Here is a 22,694-nt window from a genome sequence, read left to right on the forward strand (position 1 = left end):
TTCTGCTCTTAACTGAGCGAAATGCGAATTTTCGGCGAATGTCGTCTTCACAGTATAACCAGATTGCTTGGGGTTATATGGTCAAGTGAAGAAGCGCATACGGTGGATGCCTTGGCAGTCAGAGGCGATGAAAGACGTGGTAGCCTGCGATAAGCTTTGGGGAGTCGGCAAACAGACTGTGATCCAGAGATCTCTGAATGGGGGAACCCACTCAGCACAAGCTGAGTATCTTGTACTGAATACATAGGTGCAAGAGGCGAACCAGGGGAACTGAAACATCTAAGTACCCTGAGGAAAAGAAATCAACCGAGATTCCCTTAGTAGTGGCGAGCGAACGGGGACCAGCCCTTAAGTTGATTTGAGATTAGTGGAACGCTCTGGAAAGTGCGGCCATAGTGGGTGATAGCCCCGTACACGAAAATCTCTTATCAATGAAATCGAGTAGGACGGAGCACGAGAAACTTTGTCTGAATATGGGGGGACCATCCTCCAAGGCTAAATACTACTGACTGACCGATAGTGAACCAGTACCGTGAGGGAAAGGCGAAAAGAACCCCGGAGAGGGGAGTGAAATAGAACCTGAAACCGTATGCGTACAAGCAGTGGGAGCCTACTTTGTTAGGTGACTGCGTACCTTTTGTATAATGGGTCAGCGACTTATATTCAGTGGCGAGCTTAACCGAATAGGGGAGGCGTAGCGAAAGCGAGTCTTAATAGGGCGTTTAGTCGCTGGGTATAGACCCGAAACCGGGCGATCTATCCATGGGCAGGTTGAAGGTTAGGTAACACTGACTGGAGGACCGAACCGACTACCGTTGAAAAGTTAGCGGATGACCTGTGGATCGGAGTGAAAGGCTAATCAAGCTCGGAGATAGCTGGTTCTCCTCGAAAGCTATTTAGGTAGCGCCTCATGTATCACTGTAGGGGGTAGAGCACTGTTTCGGCTAGGGGGTCATCCCGACTTACCAAACCGATGCAAACTCCGAATACCTACAAGTGCCGAGCATGGGAGACACACGGCGGGTGCTAACGTCCGTCGTGAAAAGGGAAACAACCCAGACCGTCAGCTAAGGTCCCAAAGTCATGGTTAAGTGGGAAACGATGTGGGAAGGCTTAGACAGCTAGGAGGTTGGCTTAGAAGCAGCCACCCTTTAAAGAAAGCGTAATAGCTCACTAGTCGAGTCGGCCTGCGCGGAAGATGTAACGGGGCTCAAACCATGCACCGAAGCTACGGGTATCATCTTATGATGATGCGGTAGAGGAGCGTTCTGTAAGCCTGTGAAGGTGAGTTGAGAAGCTTGCTGGAGGTATCAGAAGTGCGAATGCTGACATGAGTAACGACAATGCGAGTGAAAAACTCGCACGCCGAAAGACCAAGGTTTCCTGCGCAACGTTAATCGACGCAGGGTTAGTCGGTCCCTAAGGCGAGGCTGAAAAGCGTAGTCGATGGAAAACAGGTTAATATTCCTGTACTTCCAGTTATTGCGATGGAGGGACGGAGAAGGTTAGGCCAGCCTGGCGTTGGTTGTCCAGGTTTAAGGTGGTAGGCTGGAATCTTAGGCAAATCCGGGATTTCAAGGCCGAGAGCTGATGACGAGTTGCCTTTAGGCGACGAAGTGGTTGATACCATGCTTCCAAGAAAAGCTCCTAAGCTTCAGATAACTGGGAACCGTACCCCAAACCGACACAGGTGGTTAGGTAGAGAATACCAAGGCGCTTGAGAGAACTCGGGTGAAGGAACTAGGCAAAATGGCACCGTAACTTCGGGAGAAGGTGCGCCGGCGAGGGTGAAGGACTTGCTCCGTAAGCTCATGCCGGTCGAAGATACCAGGCCGCTGCGACTGTTTATTAAAAACACAGCACTCTGCAAACACGAAAGTGGACGTATAGGGTGTGACGCCTGCCCGGTGCCGGAAGGTTAATTGATGGGGTTAGCGCAAGCGAAGCTCTTGATCGAAGCCCCGGTAAACGGCGGCCGTAACTATAACGGTCCTAAGGTAGCGAAATTCCTTGTCGGGTAAGTTCCGACCTGCACGAATGGCGTAACGATGGCGGCGCTGTCTCCACCCGAGACTCAGTGAAATTGAAATCGCTGTGAAGATGCAGTGTATCCGCGGCTAGACGGAAAGACCCCGTGAACCTTTACTATAGCTTTGCACTGGACTTTGAATTTGCTTGTGTAGGATAGGTGGGAGGCTTTGAAGTGGGGACGCCAGTTCTCATGGAGCCATCCTTGAAATACCACCCTGGCAACTTTGAGGTTCTAACTCAGGTCCGTTATCCGGATCGAGGACAGTGTATGGTGGGTAGTTTGACTGGGGCGGTCTCCTCCCAAAGAGTAACGGAGGAGTACGAAGGTGCGCTCAGACCGGTCGGAAATCGGTCGTAGAGTATAAAGGCAAAAGCGCGCTTGACTGCGAGACAAACACGTCGAGCAGGTACGAAAGTAGGTCTTAGTGATCCGGTGGTTCTGTATGGAAGGGCCATCGCTCAACGGATAAAAGGTACTCCGGGGATAACAGGCTGATACCGCCCAAGAGTTCATATCGACGGCGGTGTTTGGCACCTCGATGTCGGCTCATCACATCCTGGGGCTGAAGCCGGTCCCAAGGGTATGGCTGTTCGCCATTTAAAGTGGTACGCGAGCTGGGTTTAGAACGTCGTGAGACAGTTCGGTCCCTATCTGCCGTGGACGTTTGAGATTTGAGAGGGGCTGCTCCTAGTACGAGAGGACCGGAGTGGACGAACCTCTGGTGTTCCGGTTGTCACGCCAGTGGCATTGCCGGGTAGCTATGTTCGGAAGAGATAACCGCTGAAAGCATCTAAGCGGGAAACTTGCCTCAAGATGAGATCTCACTGGGATCTTGAATCCCCTAAAGGGCCGTCGAAGACTACGACGTTGATAGGTTGGGTGTGTAAGCGCTGTGAGGCGTTGAGCTAACCAATACTAATTGCCCGTGAGGCTTGACCATATAACACCCAAGCAATTTGCTAGCGCAGATTGCGGTGGTGAAGATGACATGAACCGAAAGTTCGCAAGGCATCACAAACATCACATATCCGAATTCGCTGGGCTGTCCATCTGGACATTCTGGCTACAGAATTTCTTGACGACCATAGAGCATTGGAACCACCTGATCCCATCCCGAACTCAGTAGTGAAACGATGCATCGCCGATGGTAGTGTGGGGTTTCCCCATGTGAGAGTAGGTCATCGTCAAGATTCATTTCGCAAAACCCCTATCTGCGCATGCAGGTAGGGGTTTTGTCTTTGTGCTCCAAAAAAGTCCCCTGGCTCACCACAATCCCTGTGGGAGCGGGCGTGCCCGCGAACAACGGCGCAGCCGGAGCCATCACAGCGCCTGCTCCTCGGCGCCATTATCGTCAGGCTGAGCGTTTAAGCCCGAGGCATTCGGCCCTTTTCCTATGCAATCCCCCAGCCCATAGCTATCATGCCTGCCTTATTCCAAGTCGAGACTGGCATGCTGAAGTTGTTGAATCTCCTCAAGGACGGCCGGTTCCATTCCGGAGAAGCTCTGGGGGCGGCCCTCGGGGTGAGTCGTAGCGCCGTTTGGAAGCAGCTGCAGCACCTGGAGAGTGAACTGAACCTCACCATTCACAAAGTTCGTGGGCGTGGTTACCAATTGGCTGCGCCGCTGGTGTTGCTTGAGGCACAAGCAATCGCCGGGTTCGCCGACGGCGAGCAGTGGCCAGTATTCATCCACGACACGATCGACTCGACCAACGCCGAAGGCCTGCGCATGGCGGGTGAGGGCCAGGCAGCACCCTTTTTGGTTTTGGCCGAGCGCCAGAGCGCTGGCCGTGGCCGACGTGGTCGGCAATGGGTCAGTCCGTTTGCCGAGAACCTGTACTACAGCCTGGTGCTGCGGGTTGACGGCGGCATGCGCCAGCTTGAAGGCTTGAGCCTGGTGGTAGGGTTGGCAGTAATGCGCACCTTGCAGGGCTTTGGTGTAAAAGATGTAGGGCTGAAGTGGCCTAACGATGTCCTGGTTCGCGGGATGAAGATCACCGGCATTCTGCTGGAACTGGTGGGAGATCCAGCCGATGTCTGCCATGTTGTGCTGGGTGTCGGCATCAATGTGAACATGCAGGCGAACGAGCAGGTCGACCAGCAGTGGACGTCGATGCGACGCGAGCTGGGTGGGGCAATAGACCGGAATCACCTGGTGGCGTCGCTCACCCAGCATTTGCAGCATGAACTGGCACGTCATCGGCGCTATGGTTTCGCTGCATTCCAGGAGGAATGGGAGCAGGCGCACCTTTGGCAAGGCCGGAGTGTATCGCTGATTGCCGGTAACACGCGTATTGATGGTGTTGTTCTTGGCGTCGACGGGCAGGGCGGCTTGCGCCTTGAGGTGGATGGAGTGGAGAAGAGCTTCAGCGGTGGTGAGCTCAGTTTGAGGTTGCGTGATGATTCTTGAGCTCGATTGCGGAAACAGCTTTATCAAATGGCGGGTCATCCATGTCGCCGATGCAGTGATCGAGGGCGGCGGGATTGTCGACTCCGATCAGGCATTGGTGGCCGAAGTGGCCGCACTCGCCTCGGTGCGTCTTACGGGCTGTCGCATTGTGAGTGTGCGTAGCGAGGAAGAGACCGATGCGCTTTGCGCGGTTATCGCCCAGGCCTTTGCCGTTCAGGCCCGGGTAGCGCACCCCGCCCGGGAAATGGCAGGCGTGCGCAACGGTTATGAGGATTACCAGCGTTTGGGGATGGATCGCTGGCTGGCCGCGTTAGGTGCATTTCATGTTGCCAAAGGGGCTTGCCTGGTCATCGATTTGGGGACTGCCGCAAAAGCCGACTTCGTGGCTGCGGATGGCGAGCACCTGGGCGGGTATATCTGCCCGGGCATGCCATTGATGCGCAGTCAGTTGCGCACCCACACCCGGCGCATTCGTTATGACGATGCCTCCGCCGAGCGCGCGTTGACGAGCCTGTTGCCAGGGCGCTCAACCGTCGAGGCAGTCGAGCGCGGTTGTGTTCTGATGCTGCAGGGTTTTGCCCGCACGCAGCTCGAGCAGGCACGCGCCCTGTGGGGTGAAGATTTCACCGTATTCCTCACTGGGGGCGATGCGCCGCTAGTGAGGGAGGCCGTGCCCCAGGCGCGTGTCGTGCCCGACCTGGTGTTCGTGGGGCTGGCCATGGCTTGTCCATTGGATTGAGGTGCCTATGCGTTGGTTGTTTCTGCTGTTACTGGTGCTCAACGTCTTCTACTACGTGTGGCATCAGCAGGAAGCCCCGCTGAAGGTCAAGGAAGTCGCCCCCTTGTCTCTGTACAAGGGGAGTCAGCAAGAAATCCGGCTTTTGCGTGAAACGGGTGTATCAACACCCACAAAGCGCCGGGATGAATGCCTGGTAATCGGTGGGGTAATGGTGCAGGCGCAGCTCGAAGCCCTGCGCCAGCGCCTGCTTAGCCTCGATATTGCGACGGTGCCGGTGGTAGGGCAGTTGCCTGGTGCCGATGGTCGTTGGCTCAAGGTAGCCCCGGAAAGCGAGCGATTGCTGGATGAAACGGTGCTCTCATCTCTTTCCAATGATTTCAAAGACTTAAAACATAAAATTATTTTCTGCCAGGGTATTGCAACTGACGAATAGCTTGATAGAATGGCGCCCGCTTCACAGGGAACACCACTTAGGTGGTAGAGCTGGAAGCGGTGTCAAAGCAGCTAAGTTTCAGATTTGATTGAAAAAATTTGAAAAAACGCTTGACACTAGGACGGCAGACAAATAGAATGCCGGCCACATCTGGAGGGATTCCCGAGCGGTCAAAGGGGACGGACTGTAAATCCGTTGCGAGAGCTTCGAAGGTTCGAATCCTTCTCCCTCCACCAGTTTTAGCGAGAGCCACAAGCTCCGCGGGTATAGTTTAGTGGTAGAACCTCAGCCTTCCAAGCTGATGATGCGGGTTCGATTCCCGCTACCCGCTCCAAGTTTGCTGGATTTTGCACAAAGTGTTTCGCTCTTGTAGCTCAGTTGGTAGAGCACACCCTTGGTAAGGGTGAGGTCAGCGGTTCAAGTCCGCTCAAGAGCTCCATACAAACAAGGCAGATATGAAAATATCTGCCTTTGTTTTATCAGCGCAAGACTATTCTTCTGCGAGGGTTGTATCGATGGCTAAGGAAAAGTTTGATCGTTCCCTTCCCCACGTTAACGTCGGCACCATCGGCCACGTTGACCACGGTAAGACCACTCTGACCGCAGCTCTGACTCGCGTCTGCTCCGAAGTTTTCGGTTCGGCAGTCGTTGAGTTCGACAAGATCGACTCGGCTCCGGAAGAAAAAGCGCGCGGTATTACCATCAACACCGCTCACGTCGAGTACAACTCGAACATTCGTCACTACGCTCACGTTGACTGCCCAGGTCACGCTGACTACGTGAAGAACATGATCACCGGTGCTGCCCAGATGGACGGCGCGATCCTGGTTTGCTCGGCCGCCGATGGTCCGATGCCACAAACCCGTGAGCACATCCTGCTGTCCCGTCAGGTTGGCGTTCCGTACATCGTGGTCTTCCTGAACAAGGCTGACCTGGTAGACGACGCTGAGCTGCTGGAACTGGTCGAGATGGAAGTTCGCGACCTGCTGTCCACCTACGACTTCCCAGGCGACGACACCCCGATCATCATCGGTTCGGCTCGTATGGCGCTGGAAGGCAAAGACGACAACGAAATGGGCACTACCGCTGTCAAGAAGCTGGTAGAAACTCTGGATGCCTACATCCCTGAGCCAGTTCGTGCCATCGACCAGCCATTCCTGATGCCAATCGAAGACGTATTCTCGATCTCGGGTCGTGGTACCGTTGTTACCGGCCGTATCGAGCGTGGTATCGTCCGCGTTCAGGATCCGCTGGAAATCGTTGGTCTGCGTGACACCTCCACCACCACCTGCACCGGTGTTGAGATGTTCCGCAAGCTGCTGGACGAAGGTCGTGCTGGCGAGAACTGCGGCGTTCTGCTGCGTGGTACCAAGCGTGACGACGTTGAGCGTGGCCAGGTTCTGGTCAAGCCAGGTTCGGTCAAGCCGCACACCAAGTTCACCGCAGAAGTCTACGTTCTGTCGAAGGAAGAAGGCGGCCGTCACACTCCGTTCTTCAAAGGCTACCGTCCTCAGTTCTACTTCCGTACCACTGACGTGACCGGTAACTGCGAACTGCCGGAAGGCGTTGAAATGGTAATGCCAGGTGACAACATTCAGATGACTGTTACCCTGATCAAGACCATCGCAATGGAAGACGGTCTGCGCTTCGCTATCCGTGAAGGCGGTCGTACCGTCGGCGCTGGCGTCGTAGCAAAAATTATTGAATAAGTAGTTGATTTACTTGATCAGGCCGGTATAATGGCCGGCCTGATACAGCGTTACAGGTCAGTAGCTCAATTGGCAGAGCGACGGTCTCCAAAACCGTAGGTTGGGGGTTCGATTCCCTCCTGACCTGCCATTTCACCTCGGTGTGATGGCTTTCTTCTTACAGGATCCTCCTCGATGACCCCCAAAACTGAAGCCCAAGAATCGCGTTTTGATCTGTTCAAGTGGCTGGCTGTAGTGGCTTTGGTGGTTGTTGGCGTAGTGGGTAACCAGTATTACTCCGCCTCCCCAATCCTGTATCGCGTTCTCGCACTTCTCGTCCTGGCTGCTGTCGCGGGCTTTGTAGCTCTGCAGACTGCGAAGGGAAAGTCGTTCTTTACGTTGGCGAAGGAAGCTCGTGCCGAGATTCGTAAAGTCGTGTGGCCGACCCGCCAGGAAACCACCCAGACCACGCTGATTGTCGTGGCTGTTGTGCTGGTTATGGCACTGCTGCTGTGGGGGCTCGACTCCCTGCTCGGCTGGGCGGTCTCCCTGATCGTTGGCTAAAGGTGTCCCGTGGCTAAGCGTTGGTATGTTGTGCATGCTTACTCGGGTTACGAGAAGCATGTAATGCGCTCCCTGATTGAGCGCGTCAAGCTGGCTGGCATGGAAGACGGTTTCGGCGAGATCTTGGTTCCGACCGAAGAAGTCGTCGAAATGCGTAACGGCCAGAAGCGCAAAAGTGAGCGCAAATTCTTCCCTGGCTATGTACTGGTCCAGATGGAGATGAACGAAGGGACTTGGCACTTGGTCAAGGACACCCCTCGTGTGATGGGTTTTATCGGTGGTACTGCAGATAAGCCTGCGCCGATCACTGATAAAGAAGCCGAGGCTATCCTGCGTCGCGTTGCCGACGGTAGCGACAAGCCGAAGCCGAAGACGCTGTTCGAGCCAGGTGAAGTGGTTCGTGTCATTGACGGTCCGTTCGCTGACTTCAATGGCAGTGTCGAAGAGGTTAACTACGAAAAGAGCCGCCTGCAGGTTGCAGTGCTCATTTTCGGTCGCTCTACTCCGGTGGAGCTCGAGTTCAGCCAGGTCGAAAAGGTCTAGGCGGACAAAGCATCCCATACCCCGCAGCCCTGTGTGCTGCGGGGTTTTGTCGTCACTGGGATAAAACGCAAGTCATCCGGGGAGCCAGCAGGCGTTCGTACCCGATTTTGGAGTAGCTCATGGCTAAGAAGATTCAGGCTTACATCAAGCTGCAAGTTAAGGCCGGCCAGGCCAACCCAAGCCCACCCGTTGGTCCAGCACTGGGTCAACATGGTGTGAACATCATGGAATTCTGCAAGGCCTTCAACGCCCGTACCCAGGGTCAAGAAGCCGGCCTGCCGACTCCAGTGATCATCACTGTCTACAGCGACCGTAGCTTCACCTTCGAGACCAAGAGCACCCCTGCCTCGGTTCTGCTGAAGAAAGCTGCTGGCCTGACCAGTGGTTCGGCTCGCCCGAACACCGTTAAAGTCGGTACCGTTACCCGTGCTCAGCTGGAAGACATCGCGAAAGCCAAACAGGCTGACCTGACTGCCGCTAACCTGGACGCTGCTGTACGCACCATCGCTGGCTCTGCCCGCAGCATGGGCCTGAACGTGGAGGGTGTGTAATGGCTAAGCTGACCAAACGCCAAAAGGCAATCGCCGAGAAAATCGAAGCAGGCAAGGCCTACAACTTCGAAGAAGCGGCAACTCTGCTGGCCTCGCTGCCTGCTGCCAAGTTCGTCGAGTCCTACGACATCGCCGTAAACCTCGGTGTTGACCCGCGTAAATCCGACCAGGTCGTACGTAGCGCTACTGTGCTGCCGCACGGCACTGGCAAGACCGTTCGCGTTGCCGTTTTCACCCAGGGCCCAGCTGCTGAAGCTGCTCTGGCTGCAGGCGCTGACCGCGTAGGTATGGACGATCTGGCTGCCGAAATGAAAGGCGGCGACCTGAACTATGACGTCGTCATCGCATCGCCTGATGCCATGCGCGTTGTAGGTCAGCTGGGTCAGGTTCTGGGTCCTCGCGGCCTGATGCCTAACCCGAAAGTTGGTACCGTGACTCCAGACGTAGCCACTGCCGTGAAAAACGCCAAGGCTGGTCAGGTTCGCTACCGTACCGACAAGAACGGTATCATCCACACCTCCGTTGGCAAGGTCGGCTTTGAAGCTGGCAAGCTGAAGGAAAACGTTGAAGCCCTGATCGCTGACCTGAAGCGTATCAAGCCAGCTTCTTCGAAAGGTATCTACGTTAAGCGCGTTACCCTGAGCACCACCATGGGCCCAGGTCTGGTCATCGATCAGAGCTCGCTGAACGTGTAAGAACATGGTGGTGCGACATGTCGCGCCACCAGCAAAAATTGGGGTCCCTGCCTGGCGGGGGCTATCCAAGACCGTAGGCGGCGCAAGCCTTAAAAACCCAGCCCACGCAGATGGTGCTCCCGATTCGTTACCGAATCAGACACCAAAACGACATCAGGCTTCGGCCAGATGAAACGGTAAAAACCAGGAGTAAACCCGTGGCAATTAAACTCGAAGACAAGAAGGCCATCGTCGCTGAAGTCAACGAGGCTGCCAAAGTCGCTCTGTCCGCTGTCGTGGCTGATGCCCGTGGTGTGACTGTAGGCGCAATGACCGGACTCCGTAAAGAGGCCCGCGAAGCTGGCGTTTATGTACGTGTCGTACGTAACACCCTGCTCAAGCGCGCTGTTGAAGGCACCGAATTTTCGATCCTCAACGACGCGTTCAAAGGCCCGACCCTGATTGCTTTCTCCAACGAACACCCGGGCGCTGCTGCTCGTCTGTTCAAAGAGTTCGCCAAGGGTCAGGACAAGTTCGAGATCAAGGCAGCTGCGTTTGACGGCAATTTCATTGCAGCGAACCAGATCGACGTGTTGGCTACCCTGCCGACCCGCGACGAAGCTATTGCGAAACTGATGAGCGTTATTCAAGGCGCCACCAGCAAGCTGGCTCGTACTCTGGCAGCCATTCGCGACCAGAAAGAAGCTACCGCCGCCTAAGGCGTGCGAATTCTTTCAAAATCATACGTTTAATTTGATGGCTGCGTAGGCTGTCACCCCAATACAGGATTTAAGTCATGTCCCTGACTAACGAACAAATCATCGAAGCAATCGGCCAGAAAACCGTTCTGGAAGTTGTTGAGCTGATCAAAGCAATGGAAGAAACCTTCGGCGTTACCGCTGCTGTTGCCGCTGCTGGCCCAGCTGCTGCTGCTGCCGTTGTTGAAGAGCAGACCGAGTTCAACGTTGTTCTGGTTGAAGCCGGCGACAAGAAAGTGAACGTGATCAAAGCCGTTCGCGAGCTGACCGGTCTGGGCCTGAAAGAAGCCAAAGAGAAAGTCGATGGCGCTCCTCAGGTTGTAGCTGAAGGCGTTTCGAAAGAAGCCGCTGAAGACGCTAAGAAGAAGCTGGAAGAAGCAGGCGCTAAAGTCGAGCTGAAGTAATCTCGACCTTGCGATGCCAGCCTGAGCGTTGAGCAAAAGGCTGATGGCTGGTGGCTTATGCCACCGGCCTTTTTCTGTTATTGGTGGCCGGTCATGCCGGCCCCGATAACAAGCTGCAAGACACCCATGTGGGTGGCGCAAACCAAGGGGTTTGCACGATTTTCTGGCTGCTCCCGCCGGGAGAAGCCAAACAAGCAGGTGACCAAGCTGGGGAACGCTGATGGCTTACTCATACACTGAGAAAAAACGTATCCGCAAGGACTTTAGCAAGTTGCCGGACGTCATGGATGTGCCTTACCTCTTGGCCATCCAGCTGGATTCGTATCGCGAATTCCTGCAAGCGGGAGCATCCAAGGATAACTTCCGCGACGTCGGCCTGCACGCGGCCTTCAAATCGGTATTCCCGATCATCAGCTACTCCGGCAATGCTGCCCTGGAGTACGTAGGCTATCGCCTGGGCGAACCCGCCTTCGATGTGAAGGAATGTGTCCTGCGTGGTGTGACCTTCGCGGTACCACTGCGGGTCAAGGTGCGCCTGATCATCTTCGACAAGGAATCGTCGAACAAAGCGATCAAGGACATCAAAGAGCAAGAAGTCTACATGGGTGAAATCCCCCTGATGACTGAAAACGGTACCTTCGTAATCAACGGTACCGAGCGTGTGATCGTTTCCCAGCTGCACCGTTCGCCTGGTGTGTTCTTCGACCACGACCGTGGCAAGACCCACAGCTCCGGCAAGCTGCTGTACTCCGCTCGCATCATCCCTTACCGCGGCTCCTGGCTGGACTTCGAGTTCGACCCGAAGGACTGCGTGTTCGTGCGTATCGACCGTCGCCGCAAACTGCCGGCCTCGGTGCTGCTGCGTGCCCTGGGCTACAGCACTGAAGAAGTGCTGAACACCTTCTACACCACCAACGTGTTCCACATTTCCGGCGAAAAACTTAGCCTGGAACTGGTGCCACAGCGTCTGCGTGGTGAAGTTGCTGTCATGGACATCCATGACGAAACCGGCAAAGTCATCGTCGAGCAAGGCCGCCGTATTACCGCGCGCCACATCAACCAGATCGAAAAGGCCGGCGTCAAGCAGCTGGACGTTCCTATGGAATACGTCCTGGGCCGCACCACCGCCAAGGCTATCGTGCATCCGGCTACCGGTGAGATCCTCGCCGAGTGCAACACCGAGATGACCACCGAGCTGCTGATCAAGGTCGCCAAGGCGCAGGTTGTCCGTATCGAGACCCTGTACACCAACGACATCGACTGCGGTCCGTTCATCTCCGACACGCTGAAGATCGACACCACCAGCAACCAGCTGGAAGCCCTGGTCGAAATCTACCGCATGATGCGTCCAGGCGAGCCGCCGACCAAGGACGCCGCCGAGACCCTGTTCAACAACCTGTTCTTCAGCGCCGAGCGTTACGATCTGTCCGCCGTTGGCCGCATGAAGTTCAACCGTCGTATCGGTCGTACCGAGATCGAGGGTTCGGGTGTGCTGAGCAAGGAAGATATCGTCGAGGTCCTGAAGACCCTGGTCGATATCCGTAACGGCAAAGGCATTGTCGACGACATCGACCACCTGGGTAACCGTCGCGTTCGTTGCGTCGGCGAGATGGCCGAGAACCAGTTCCGCGTTGGCCTGGTGCGTGTAGAGCGCGCGGTCAAGGAACGTCTGTCGATGGCGGAAAGCGAAGGCCTGATGCCGCAAGACCTGATCAACGCCAAGCCGGTTGCGGCGGCGGTGAAAGAGTTCTTCGGTTCCAGCCAGCTGTCCCAGTTCATGGACCAGAACAACCCGCTCTCCGAGATCACCCACAAGCGCCGCGTCTCTGCACTCGGCCCTGGCGGTCTGACCCGTGAGCGTGCTGGCTTTGAAGTCCGTGACGTGCACCCGACCCACTACGGCCGTGTGTGCCCGATCGAGACCCCTGAAGGTCCGAACATCGGTCTGATCAACTCCCTGGCAGCCTATGCCCGCACCAACCAGTACGGCTTCCTGGAAAGCCCGTACCGCGTGGTGAAAGAAGGTGTGGTCAGCGACGACATCGTGTTCCTGTCGGCCATTGAAGAAGCCGATCACGTTATCGCCCAGGCTTCGGCCGCGATGAACGACAAGAAGCAGCTGATCGATGAGCTGGTAGCGGTCCGTCACCTGAACGAATTCACCGTCAAGGCGCCGGAAGACGTCACCCTGATGGACGTTTCGCCGAAGCAGGTTGTTTCCGTCGCTGCCTCGCTGATCCCGTTCCTCGAGCACGACGACGCCAACCGTGCACTGATGGGTTCGAACATGCAGCGTCAGGCTGTACCGACCCTGCGTGCCGACAAGCCGCTGGTGGGTACCGGCATGGAGCGCAACGTTGCCCGTGACTCCGGTGTCTGCGTGGTTGCTCGCCGCGGTGGCGTGATCGACTCGGTCGACGCCAGCCGTATCGTCGTTCGCGTCAATGACGATGAAGTCGAGACCGGTGAAGCCGGTGTGGACATCTACAACCTGACCAAGTACACCCGTTCCAACCAGAACACCTGCATCAACCAGCGTCCGCTGGTCAGCAAGGGTGACAAGGTTCAGCGCAGCGACATCATGGCCGACGGCCCGTCCACCGACATGGGTGAGCTGGCACTGGGTCAGAACATGCGTATCGCCTTCATGGCGTGGAACGGCTTCAACTTCGAAGACTCCATCTGCCTGTCCGAACGTGTGGTGCAGGAAGACCGCTTCACCACGATCCACATTCAGGAACTGACCTGTGTGGCGCGTGATACCAAGCTTGGCCCAGAGGAAATCACTGCGGACATCCCGAACGTGGGTGAAGCCGCACTGAACAAGCTGGACGAAGCCGGTATCGTCTACGTGGGTGCGGAAGTCGGCGCGGGTGACATCCTGGTCGGTAAAGTTACGCCAAAAGGCGAAACCCAGCTGACTCCGGAAGAAAAACTGCTGCGCGCCATCTTCGGCGAAAAAGCCAGCGACGTTAAGGACACTTCCCTGCGCGTGCCAACCGGCACCAAGGGCACTGTCATCGACGTACAGGTCTTCACCCGTGATGGCGTGGAGCGCGACAGCCGCGCCCTGGCCATCGAGAAGATGCAGCTGGACGAGATCCGCAAGGACCTCAACGAAGAGTTCCGCATCGTCGAAGGCGCAACCTTCGAGCGTCTGCGTTCTGCCCTGAACGGCCAGGTGGTCGACGGTGGCGCGGGCCTGAAGAAAGGCACCGTGATCTCCGACGAAGTACTGGATGGTCTGGAGCACGGCCAGTGGTTCAAGCTGCGCATGGCTGAAGATGCACTGAACGAGCAGCTGGAAAAGGCTCAGCAGTACATCGTTGACCGTCGCCGTCTGCTGGACGACAAGTTCGAAGACAAGAAGCGCAAGCTGCAGCAGGGCGATGACCTGGCACCAGGCGTACTGAAGATCGTCAAGGTTTACCTGGCAATCCGCCGTCGCATCCAGCCGGGTGACAAGATGGCCGGCCGTCACGGTAACAAAGGTGTTGTCTCGGTTATCATGCCGGTTGAAGACATGCCGCACGACGCCAACGGTACTCCGGTCGACGTCGTACTGAACCCGCTGGGCGTACCTTCGCGTATGAACGTTGGTCAGATCCTCGAAACCCACCTGGGCCTTGCGGCCAAAGGCCTGGGCGAGAAGATCGACCGCATGCTCGAAGAGCAGCGCAAAGCCGCTGAGCTGCGTGTATTCCTGACCGAGGTCTACAACGAGATCGGTGGTCGTCAGGAAAACCTCGACGAGTTCTCCGACGCCGAGATCCTGGCCCTGGCGCACAACCTGAAGAAAGGTGTGCCTATGGCTACACCGGTCTTCGATGGTGCCAAGGAGCGCGAGATCAAGGCCATGCTGAAACTGGCAGACCTGCCAGAAAGCGGCCAGATGGTGCTGTTCGATGGCCGTACCGGCAACAAGTTCGAGCGTCCGGTGACCGTTGGTTACATGTACATGCTCAAGCTGAACCACTTGGTGGACGACAAGATGCACGCGCGTTCCACTGGTTCCTACAGCCTGGTTACCCAGCAGCCGCTGGGTGGTAAGGCGCAGTTCGGTGGTCAGCGTTTCGGGGAGATGGAAGTGTGGGCGCTGGAAGCATACGGCGCGGCATACACCCTGCAAGAAATGCTCACAGTGAAGTCGGACGACGTGAACGGCCGTACCAAGATGTACAAGAACATCGTGGATGGCGATCACCGTATGGAGCCGGGCATGCCCGAGTCCTTCAACGTGTTGATCAAAGAGATCCGTTCCCTCGGTATCGATATCGATCTGGAAACCGAATAACACGTGACGCGAAGGGGAGTGGGGCAGGTAATGCCCGCTCCCTGCTCCGCCAGGAGGAAAGGCCTTGAAAGACCTACTGAATTTGCTGAAAAACCAGGGTCAAGTCGAAGAGTTCGACGCCATCCGCATCGGTCTGGCGTCGCCTGAAATGATCCGTTCGTGGTCGTTCGGTGAAGTTAAGAAGCCGGAAACCATCAACTACCGTACGTTCAAGCCTGAGCGTGACGGCCTGTTCTGCGCCAAGATCTTTGGCCCAGTCAAGGACTACGAGTGCCTGTGCGGCAAGTACAAGCGCCTCAAGCACCGTGGCGTAATCTGCGAGAAGTGCGGCGTTGAAGTTGCCCTGGCCAAAGTGCGTCGTGAGCGCATGGCGCACATCGAGCTGGCCTCGCCGGTCGCTCACATCTGGTTCCTGAAGTCGCTGCCGTCCCGTATCGGCCTGCTGATGGACATGACCCTGCGTGACATCGAGCGCGTGCTCTACTTCGAGAGCTACGTCGTTATCGACCCGGGCATGACCACCCTGGAAAAGGGCCAGCTGCTGAACGACGAGCAGTACTTCGAAGCGCTGGAAGAGTTCGGTGACGACTTCGACGCCCGCATGGGTGCCGAGGCTGTCCGCGAACTGCTGCACGCTATCGACCTGGAGCACGAGATCGGCCGCCTGCGCGAAGAAATTCCGCAGACCAACTCGGAAACCAAGATCAAGAAGCTGTCCAAGCGCCTGAAGCTGATGGAAGCTTTCCAGGGCTCGGGCAACCTGCCTGAGTGGATGGTGCTGACCGTTCTGCCAGTACTGCCGCCGGACCTGCGTCCGCTGGTGCCGCTGGATGGTGGCCGCTTCGCGACCTCCGACCTGAACGACCTGTATCGTCGGGTGATCAACCGTAACAACCGTCTGAAGCGCCTGCTGGATCTGTCGGCGCCGGACATCATCGTGCGCAACGAAAAGCGCATGCTGCAGGAGGCGGTCGACGCCCTGCTGGACAACGGCCGTCGCGGTCGCGCCATCACTGGCTCGAACAAGCGTCCGCTGAAGTCCCTGGCCGACATGATCAAAGGTAAGCAAGGTCGCTTCCGTCAGAACTTGCTCGGTAAGCGTGTGGACTACTCCGGCCGTTCGGTAATTACCGTAGGCCCGACCCTGCGTCTGCACCAGTGCGGTCTGCCGAAGAAGATGGCCCTCGAGCTGTTCAAGCCGTTCATTTTCGGCAAGCTGGAAATGCGTGGTCTGGCGACCACCATCAAGGCTGCCAAGAAGATGGTCGAGCGCGAGCTGCCAGAGGTATGGGACGTTCTCGCCGAGGTGATCCGCGAACACCCCGTACTGCTCAACCGTGCGCCAACCCTGCACCGTCTGGGTATCCAGGCCTTTGAACCGGTTCTGATCGAAGGTAAAGCCATCCAGCTGCACCCGCTGGTCTGCGCCGCGTACAACGCCGACTTCGACGGTGACCAGATGGCCGTTCACGTGCCGCTGACGCTGGAAGCCCAGCTCGAAGCGCGCGCGCTGATGATGTCGACCAACAACATTCTGTCGCCAGCCAACGGTGAGCCAATCATCGTTCCGTCGCAGGACGTTGTACTGGGTCTGTACTACATGACCCGTGAGGCCATCAATGCCAAGGGCGAAGGTCGCGTATTCGCCGACCTGCAGGAAGTCGACCGCGTATTCCGCGCCGGCGAAGCTGCCCTGCACGCGAAAATCAAGGTTCGTATCAACGAAACCGTGAAAGAGCGTGATGGCTCGGTGGTCAAGAACACCCGTATCGTCGACACCACCGTCGGCCGTGCGCTGCTGTTCCAGGTTGTACCGGCAGGCCTGCCGTACGATGTGGTCAACCAGCCAATGAAGAAAAAGGCGATCTCCAAGCTGATCAACCAGTGCTACCGCGTGGTTGGTCTGAAAGAGACCGTCATCTTCGCTGACCAGTTGATGTACACCGGTTTCGCCTACTCGACCATTTCCGGTGTTTCCATCGGTGTTAACGACTTCGTTATCCCGGACGAGAAAGCCCGCATCATCGGTAACGCTACCGATGAAGTGAAGGAAATCGAGAGCCAGTACGCCTCCGGCCTGGTAACCCAGGGCGAGAAGTACAACAAGGTCATCGACTTGTGGTCCAAGGCGAACGACGAAGTGTCCAAGGCGATGATGGCCAACCTCTCGAAAGAGAAGGTCATCGACCGCGAGGGCAAGGAAGTCGAGCAAGAGTCCTTCAACTCGATGTACATGATGGCTGACTCGGGTGCGCGGGGTTCCGCAGCACAGATCCGTCAGCTGGCTGGTATGCGTGGCCTGATGGCCAAGCCGGACGGCTCGATCATCGAGACGCCGATCACCGCGAACTTCCGTGAAGGTCTGAGCGTACTCCAGTACTTCATCTCGACCCACGGTGCTCGTAAGGGTCTGGCGGATACCGCCTTGAAGACTGCGAACTCGGGTTACCTGACGCGTCGTCTGGTGGACGTTGCCCAGGATCTGGTGGTTACCGAGATCGACTGCGGCACCGACCAAGGCCTGCTGATGACGCCGCACATCGAAGGCGGCGACGTTGTAGAGCCGCTGGGTGAGCGTGTACTGGGTCGTGTCATCGCCCGCGACGTGTTCAAGCCAGGCACCGAGGACGTGATCGTTCCGGCCGGTACCCTGGTCGACGAGCAGTGGGTCGAGTTCATCGAGCTGAACAGCATCGACGAAGTGATCGTGCGTTCGCCGATCAGCTGCGAAACCCGCTACGGCATCTGCGCCAAGTGCTACGGTCGTGACCTGGCTCGCGGTCACCAGGTGAACATCGGTGAAGCTGTCGGCGTTATCGCTGCACAGTCGATCGGTGAGCCGGGTACCCAGCTGACCATGCGTACGTTCCACATCGGTGGTGCTGCAAGCCGTACTTCGGCTGCCGACAGCGTCCAGGTGAAGAACGGCGGTATGGTGCGTCTGCACAACCTGAAGCAGGTCGAGCGTGCCGACGGCAACCTGGTTGCCGTATCGCGTTCCGGTGAGTTGGCCATTGCCGACGAATTCGGCCGTGAGCGTGAGCGCTACAAGCTGCCTTACGGTGCAGTGATTTCGGTCAAGGAAGGTGAAAAGGTCGAAGCTGGCGCCATCGTCGCCAAGTGGGACCCGCACACCCACCCGATCGTTACCGAGCTGAAAGGTACCGTGACCTTCGTGGGCATGGAAGAAAACATCACCATCAAGCGTCAGACCGATGAACTGACCGGCTTGACCAACATTGAAGTACTGGACGTGAAGGATCGCCCTGCCGCAGGCAAGGAAATCCGTCCGGCAATCAAGATGGTCGATGCCGCTGGCAAGGATCTGTACCTGCCAGGTACCGACGTACCTGCCCAGTACTTCCTGCCGGCCAACGCCCTCGTGGGTGTGGCTGACGGTGCCCAGATCGGTGTTGGTGACGTTATTGCGCGTATCCCGCAAGAAACGTCGAAGACCCGTGACATCACCGGTGGTCTGCCGCGCGTTGCCGACCTGTTCGAAGCGCGTCGTCCGAAAGAAGCCTCGATTCTGGCTGAAGTCAGCGGCACCATCGCATTCGGTAAAGAGACCAAGGGCAAGCGTCGCCTGGTGATCACTCCGACCGACGGTAGCGATCCGTACGAAGAGCTGATTCCGAAGTGGCGCCACCTGAACGTGTTCGAAGGTGAGCAGGTAAACCGCGGTGAAGTTATCTCCGACGGCCCGAGCGATCCGCACGACATCCTGCGTCTGCTGGGTGTCAGCGCGCTGGCGAAGTACATCGTCAACGAGATCCAGGACGTTTACCGTCTGCAAGGCGTGAAGATCAACGACAAGCACATCGAGACCATCCTGCGTCAGATGCTGCGCAAGGTCGAGATCTCCGAGTCGGGCGATTCCAGCTTCATCAAGGGCGACCAGATGGAACTGACCCAGGTACTGGTAGAGAACGAGCGTCTCGCCAGCGAGGACAAGTTCATCTCCAAGTTCACCCGTGTGCTGCTGGGTATCACCAAGGCCTCGCTGTCGACCGAGTCGTTCATCTCCGCGGCTTCCTTCCAGGAAACCACCCGCGTACTGACCGAAGCGGCGGTAACCGGCAAGCGCGACTACCTGCGCGGCCTGAAGGAGAACGTGGTTGTGGGTCGTTTGATCCCAGCCGGTACTGGTCTGGCTTACCACAGCGAGCGCAAGCGTCGCCGTGATGCCGACAAACCGTTGCGTGTCAGCGCCAGTGAGGTGGAAGCCGCACTGACCGAAGCGCTGAATTCCAGCGGTAACTAAGTCCAGGGCGGGGCCCCGGCTACCCTCGAACGGGCATCGGTGACATGAAATGTTGCCGATGATCGGGCGAGGAGGGCCGGGGCCTTGTCTTGACTGGGTGCAAGATCCTCTTTAGACTTTTGTACCCTTAAATTTGGTGAGGCTCCGTCTCGCCAATTTTTGGCTTTCTTGCAAGACAATAGAGTCGCAAGACAATCAGTGGAGCTAGTAGATGGCAACTATCAACCAGCTGGTACGTCAGCCGCGTAAGCGTTCGGTCGAGAAGTCCGACGTTCCTGCGCTGCAGAACTGCCCGCAACGTCGTGGCGTGTGCACCCGTGTGTACACCACCACGCCGAAAAAACCTAACTCGGCACTGCGTAAAGTATGCCGTGTGCGTCTGACCAACGGTTTCGAGGTTTCCTCGTACATCGGTGGTGAAGGCCACAACCTGCAAGAGCACAGCGTCGTCCTGATCCGTGGCGGCCGTGTAAAAGACTTGCCAGGTGTTCGTTACCACACCGTTCGCGGCTCTCTGGATACTTCGGGCGTCAAAGGCCGTAACCAGGGTCGTTCGAAATACGGTACCAAGCGTCCGAAGTAATCGGCCGTTTGCAGACATCCATTTTTTTGAGTCGATAAGAGTAAGGTCGGGCAGGGGTCGAAGACCCGCGTCCCGGGCTAACCTGAAGACCGTTTGAGGGCTTATCATGCCAAGACGTCGTGTAGCAGCAAAACGTGAGATCCTTGACGATCCGAAGTACGGATCCCAGATCCTCGCCAAGTTCATGAACCACGTGATGGAAAGCGGCAAGAAGGCCGTAGCCGAGCGCATCGTTTACGGTGCCCTGGATACCGTCAAAGCACGCAAGAACAGCGACCCCCTGGAAATCTTCGAGAAAGCTCTCGACGCCATCGCTCCGCTGGTCGAAGTCAAGTCCCGCCGTGTAGGCGGTGCTACTTACCAGGTTCCGGTTGAAGTTCGTCCATCCCGTCGTAACGCTCTGGCAATGCGCTGGCTCGTAGACTACGCCCGCAAGCGCGGCGAGAAGTCGATGGCTCTGCGTCTGGCCGGCGAACTGCTGGATGCTGCCGAAGGCAAGGGTGCTGCAGTCAAGAAGCGTGAAGACGTGCACCGTATGGCTGAAGCCAACAAAGCGTTCTCGCACTACCGCTTCTAATTCAAGCATCAATCATTTCGCGAGGGCTTTATGGCTCGTACTACAGCAATTAACCGCTACCGTAACATCGGTATCTGTGCCCACGTTGACGCGGGCAAGACTACCACTACCGAGCGGATCCTGTTCTACACAGGTCTGAGCCACAAGATGGGCGAGGTGCATGACGGCGCCGCGACCACCGACTGGATGGTGCAGGAGCAGGAGCGCGGTATCACCATTACCTCCGCTGCCGTTACCACCTTCTGGAAAGGTTCCCGTGGTCAGTACGACAACTACCGCGTAAACGTCATCGATACCCCCGGCCACGTTGACTTCACCATTGAAGTAGAGCGTTCGCTGCGCGTACTCGACGGCGCGGTCGTTGTGTTCTGCGGTACCTCCGGCGTTGAGCCGCAGTCCGAAACCGTATGGCGTCAGGCCAACAAGTACGGCGTTCCACGTGTTGTCTACGTGAACAAGATGGACCGTGCCGGTGCCAACTTCCTGCGCGTTGTAGGTCAGATCAAGAACCGTCTGGGTCACACCCCGGTTCCGGTTCAGCTGGCCATCGGTGCAGAAGATGACTTCCAGGGTCAGGTTGACCTGATCAAGATGAAAGCCATCTACTGGAACGACGACGACAAAGGCACCACCTATCGCGAGGAAGAAATTCCTGCCGAGCTGGTGGACCTGGCCAACGAATGGCGCAGCAACATGGTCGAGGCTGCTGCCGAGGCCAGCGAAGAGCTGATGAACAAGTACCTTGAAGAAGGTGACCTGTCCGTCGAAGACATCAAGGCTGGTCTGCGCGCCCGTACTCTGGCGAGCGAGATCGTTCCTGCTGTCTGCGGTTCTTCGTTCAAGAACAAGGGCGTTCCCCTGGTTCTCGATGCCGTCATTGACTACCTGCCTGCGCCAACCGAGATCCCTGCGATCAAGGGTATCCACCCTGATCTGATCGACGTGCCGAAGGATGAAGTCAAGCCAGAACAGTACGACGAGCGTCCTGCTGACGACGACGAGCCGTTCTCGGCTCTGGCGTTCAAGATCGCTACCGACCCGTTCGTGGGCACCCTGACCTTCGTCCGCGTTTACTCGGGCTTCCTGACCTCTGGTGACTCCGTCATCAACTCGGTCAAGGGCAAGAAAGAGCGCGTTGGCCGTATGGTGCAGATGCACGCCAACCAGCGTGAAGAAATCAAGGAAGTACGTGCAGGCGACATCGCTGCTCTGATCGGGATGAAGGACGTCACCACCGGTGATACCCTGTGCAACCTCGACAAGCCGATCATCCTTGAGCGTATGGACTTCCCTGAGCCGGTAATTTCGCTCTCCGTAGAGCCGAAAACCAAGGCTGACCAGGAGAAGATGGGTATCGCACTGGGCAAGCTGGCCCAGGAAGACCCGTCGTTCCGCGTCAAGACCGACGAAGAAACCGGCCAGACCATCATCTCCGGTATGGGTGAGCTGCACCTGGACATTCTCGTTGACCGCATGAAGCGCGAATTCAACGTCGAGTGCAACGTCGGCAAGCCGCAGGTTTCGTACCGCGAGAAGATCACCAAGTCCAACGTCGAGATCGAAGGCAAGTTCGTTCGTCAGTCGGGTGGTCGTGGTCAGTTCGGTCACTGCTGGATCCGTTTCTCGGAGCCAGACGTCGACGAGAAGGGCAACATCACCGAAGGTCTGGTCTTCACCAACGAAGTCGTTGGTGGTGTGATTCCGAAGGAATTCATCGCCCCGATCCAGAAGGGTATCGAAGAGCAGATGAAAAACGGCGTTGTTGCCGGCTATCCGCTGCTCGGCCTGAAGGCTACAGTGTTCGACGGTTCGTACCACGACGTCGACTCCAACGAAATGGCGTTCAAGATCGCCGCTTCGATGGCGACCAAGCAACTGGCCCAGAAGGGCGGTGGCGTGGTGCTTGAGCCGATCATGAAGGTCGAAGTTGTAACCCCGGAAGACTACCTGGGTGACGTGATGGGTGACCTGAGCCGTCGTCGTGGGATGATCCAGGGTAATGAAGACTCGGTGTCCGGCAAGGTAATCACTGCTGAGGTACCACTCGGAGAAATGTTCGGTTATGCAACCGACGTTCGTTCCATGTCTCAGGGTCGCGCAAGCTACTCCATGGAATTCTCCAAATACGCCGAAGCTCCGTCGAACATCGTCGAAGCACTCGTTAAAAAACAAGGCTAATCC

General features: G+C 57.0%; 16 protein-coding genes, 4 tRNA genes and 2 rRNA genes. All 22 read left to right on the forward strand.

Annotation, left to right across the window (positions count from 1 at the left end):
• Positions 1–79: 79 nt before the first annotated feature.
• The 22 genes from L1P09_RS02070 (at position 80) to fusA (ending at position 22,691) form a co-directional block, all read left to right on the forward strand.
• A 23S ribosomal RNA gene (locus L1P09_RS02070) occupies positions 80–2,972 on the forward strand.
• 134 nt (positions 2,973–3,106) lie between these two features.
• Positions 3,107–3,222: ribosomal RNA gene (rrf, locus tag L1P09_RS02075) — 5S ribosomal RNA — on the forward strand.
• Positions 3,223–3,481: 259 nt separating this feature from the next.
• Positions 3,482–4,441: a bifunctional biotin--[acetyl-CoA-carboxylase] ligase/biotin operon repressor BirA gene (gene birA / locus L1P09_RS02080; protein WP_235768395.1), complete on the forward strand. Its 960-nt coding sequence runs from the start codon at positions 3,482–3,484 to the stop codon at positions 4,439–4,441.
• Positions 4,431–5,180 carry a pantothenate kinase gene (locus tag L1P09_RS02085; RefSeq protein WP_009681393.1) on the forward strand — a complete coding sequence of 250 codons (750 nt, stop codon included), beginning with the start codon at positions 4,431–4,433 and terminating at the stop codon, positions 5,178–5,180. Before birA ends, L1P09_RS02085 begins: the two co-directional genes overlap by 11 nt.
• Before the next feature lie 7 nt (positions 5,181–5,187).
• Entirely contained in the window at positions 5,188–5,613 is a 426-nt protein-coding gene (locus tag L1P09_RS02090; protein WP_115293307.1) for a hypothetical protein, read from the forward strand.
• A 152-nt stretch (positions 5,614–5,765) separates the two neighbouring features.
• Positions 5,766–5,849: transfer RNA gene (locus L1P09_RS02095), tRNA-Tyr, on the forward strand.
• Between the two features lie 24 nt (positions 5,850–5,873).
• A tRNA-Gly gene (locus tag L1P09_RS02100) sits at positions 5,874–5,947 on the forward strand.
• Between the two features lie 29 nt (positions 5,948–5,976).
• Positions 5,977–6,052, forward strand: a tRNA-Thr gene (locus L1P09_RS02105).
• A 76-nt stretch (positions 6,053–6,128) separates the two neighbouring features.
• Positions 6,129–7,322: an elongation factor Tu gene (tuf, locus tag L1P09_RS02110; RefSeq protein WP_054881963.1), complete on the forward strand. Its 1,194-nt coding sequence runs from the start codon at positions 6,129–6,131 to the stop codon at positions 7,320–7,322.
• A gap of 54 nt (positions 7,323–7,376) precedes the next feature.
• Positions 7,377–7,452: transfer RNA gene (locus L1P09_RS02115), tRNA-Trp, on the forward strand.
• 44 nt (positions 7,453–7,496) lie between these two features.
• A complete protein-coding gene (gene secE / locus L1P09_RS02120) occupies positions 7,497–7,865 on the forward strand; it encodes a preprotein translocase subunit SecE (RefSeq protein ID WP_009681243.1) in 369 nt (122 codons plus the stop codon).
• A 9-nt stretch (positions 7,866–7,874) separates the two neighbouring features.
• Positions 7,875–8,408 (forward strand): transcription termination/antitermination protein NusG, encoded by a 534-nt coding sequence (gene nusG, locus L1P09_RS02125; RefSeq protein ID WP_003255501.1) that lies wholly within the window; start codon positions 7,875–7,877, stop codon positions 8,406–8,408.
• A 119-nt stretch (positions 8,409–8,527) separates the two neighbouring features.
• Positions 8,528–8,959 (forward strand): 50S ribosomal protein L11, encoded by a 432-nt coding sequence (rplK, locus tag L1P09_RS02130; protein WP_235768397.1) that lies wholly within the window; start codon positions 8,528–8,530, stop codon positions 8,957–8,959.
• Positions 8,959–9,654: a 50S ribosomal protein L1 gene (gene rplA, locus L1P09_RS02135; protein WP_009681244.1), complete on the forward strand. Its 696-nt coding sequence runs from the start codon at positions 8,959–8,961 to the stop codon at positions 9,652–9,654. Before rplK ends, rplA begins: the two co-directional genes overlap by 1 nt.
• A gap of 197 nt (positions 9,655–9,851) precedes the next feature.
• Entirely contained in the window at positions 9,852–10,352 is a 501-nt protein-coding gene (gene rplJ / locus L1P09_RS02140; protein ID WP_009681245.1) for a 50S ribosomal protein L10, read from the forward strand.
• 77 nt (positions 10,353–10,429) lie between these two features.
• Complete coding sequence (gene rplL / locus L1P09_RS02145; protein WP_003255496.1) at positions 10,430–10,795, forward strand: 50S ribosomal protein L7/L12; 366 nt, start codon at positions 10,430–10,432, stop codon at positions 10,793–10,795.
• A 50-nt stretch (positions 10,796–10,845) separates the two neighbouring features.
• On the forward strand, positions 10,846–11,016 hold the full coding sequence (locus L1P09_RS02150) for a hypothetical protein (protein ID WP_235768399.1): 171 nt from the start codon (positions 10,846–10,848) through the stop codon (positions 11,014–11,016).
• Complete coding sequence (rpoB, locus tag L1P09_RS02155; protein ID WP_009681246.1) at positions 11,016–15,089, forward strand: DNA-directed RNA polymerase subunit beta; 4,074 nt, start codon at positions 11,016–11,018, stop codon at positions 15,087–15,089. Before L1P09_RS02150 ends, rpoB begins: the two co-directional genes overlap by 1 nt.
• Before the next feature lie 64 nt (positions 15,090–15,153).
• Positions 15,154–19,353, forward strand: coding sequence for a DNA-directed RNA polymerase subunit beta' (gene rpoC, locus L1P09_RS02160; protein ID WP_009681247.1), 4,200 nt, complete (start codon positions 15,154–15,156; stop codon positions 19,351–19,353).
• 211 nt (positions 19,354–19,564) lie between these two features.
• The gene (rpsL, locus tag L1P09_RS02165) at positions 19,565–19,936 is read left to right on the forward strand and encodes a 30S ribosomal protein S12 (RefSeq protein WP_003255492.1); all 372 of its coding nucleotides are present in this window, start codon (positions 19,565–19,567) and stop codon (positions 19,934–19,936) included.
• Between the two features lie 106 nt (positions 19,937–20,042).
• Positions 20,043–20,513 (forward strand): 30S ribosomal protein S7, encoded by a 471-nt coding sequence (rpsG, locus tag L1P09_RS02170; protein ID WP_003246741.1) that lies wholly within the window; start codon positions 20,043–20,045, stop codon positions 20,511–20,513.
• 30 nt (positions 20,514–20,543) lie between these two features.
• Entirely contained in the window at positions 20,544–22,691 is a 2,148-nt protein-coding gene (gene fusA, locus L1P09_RS02175; RefSeq protein WP_009681248.1) for an elongation factor G, read from the forward strand.
• Positions 22,692–22,694 lie beyond the last annotated feature (3 nt).

Origin of the sequence: Pseudomonas juntendi (assembly GCF_021560075.1) — a bacterium.
Classification (GTDB): Bacteria; Pseudomonadota; Gammaproteobacteria; order Pseudomonadales; family Pseudomonadaceae; genus Aquipseudomonas; species Aquipseudomonas juntendi.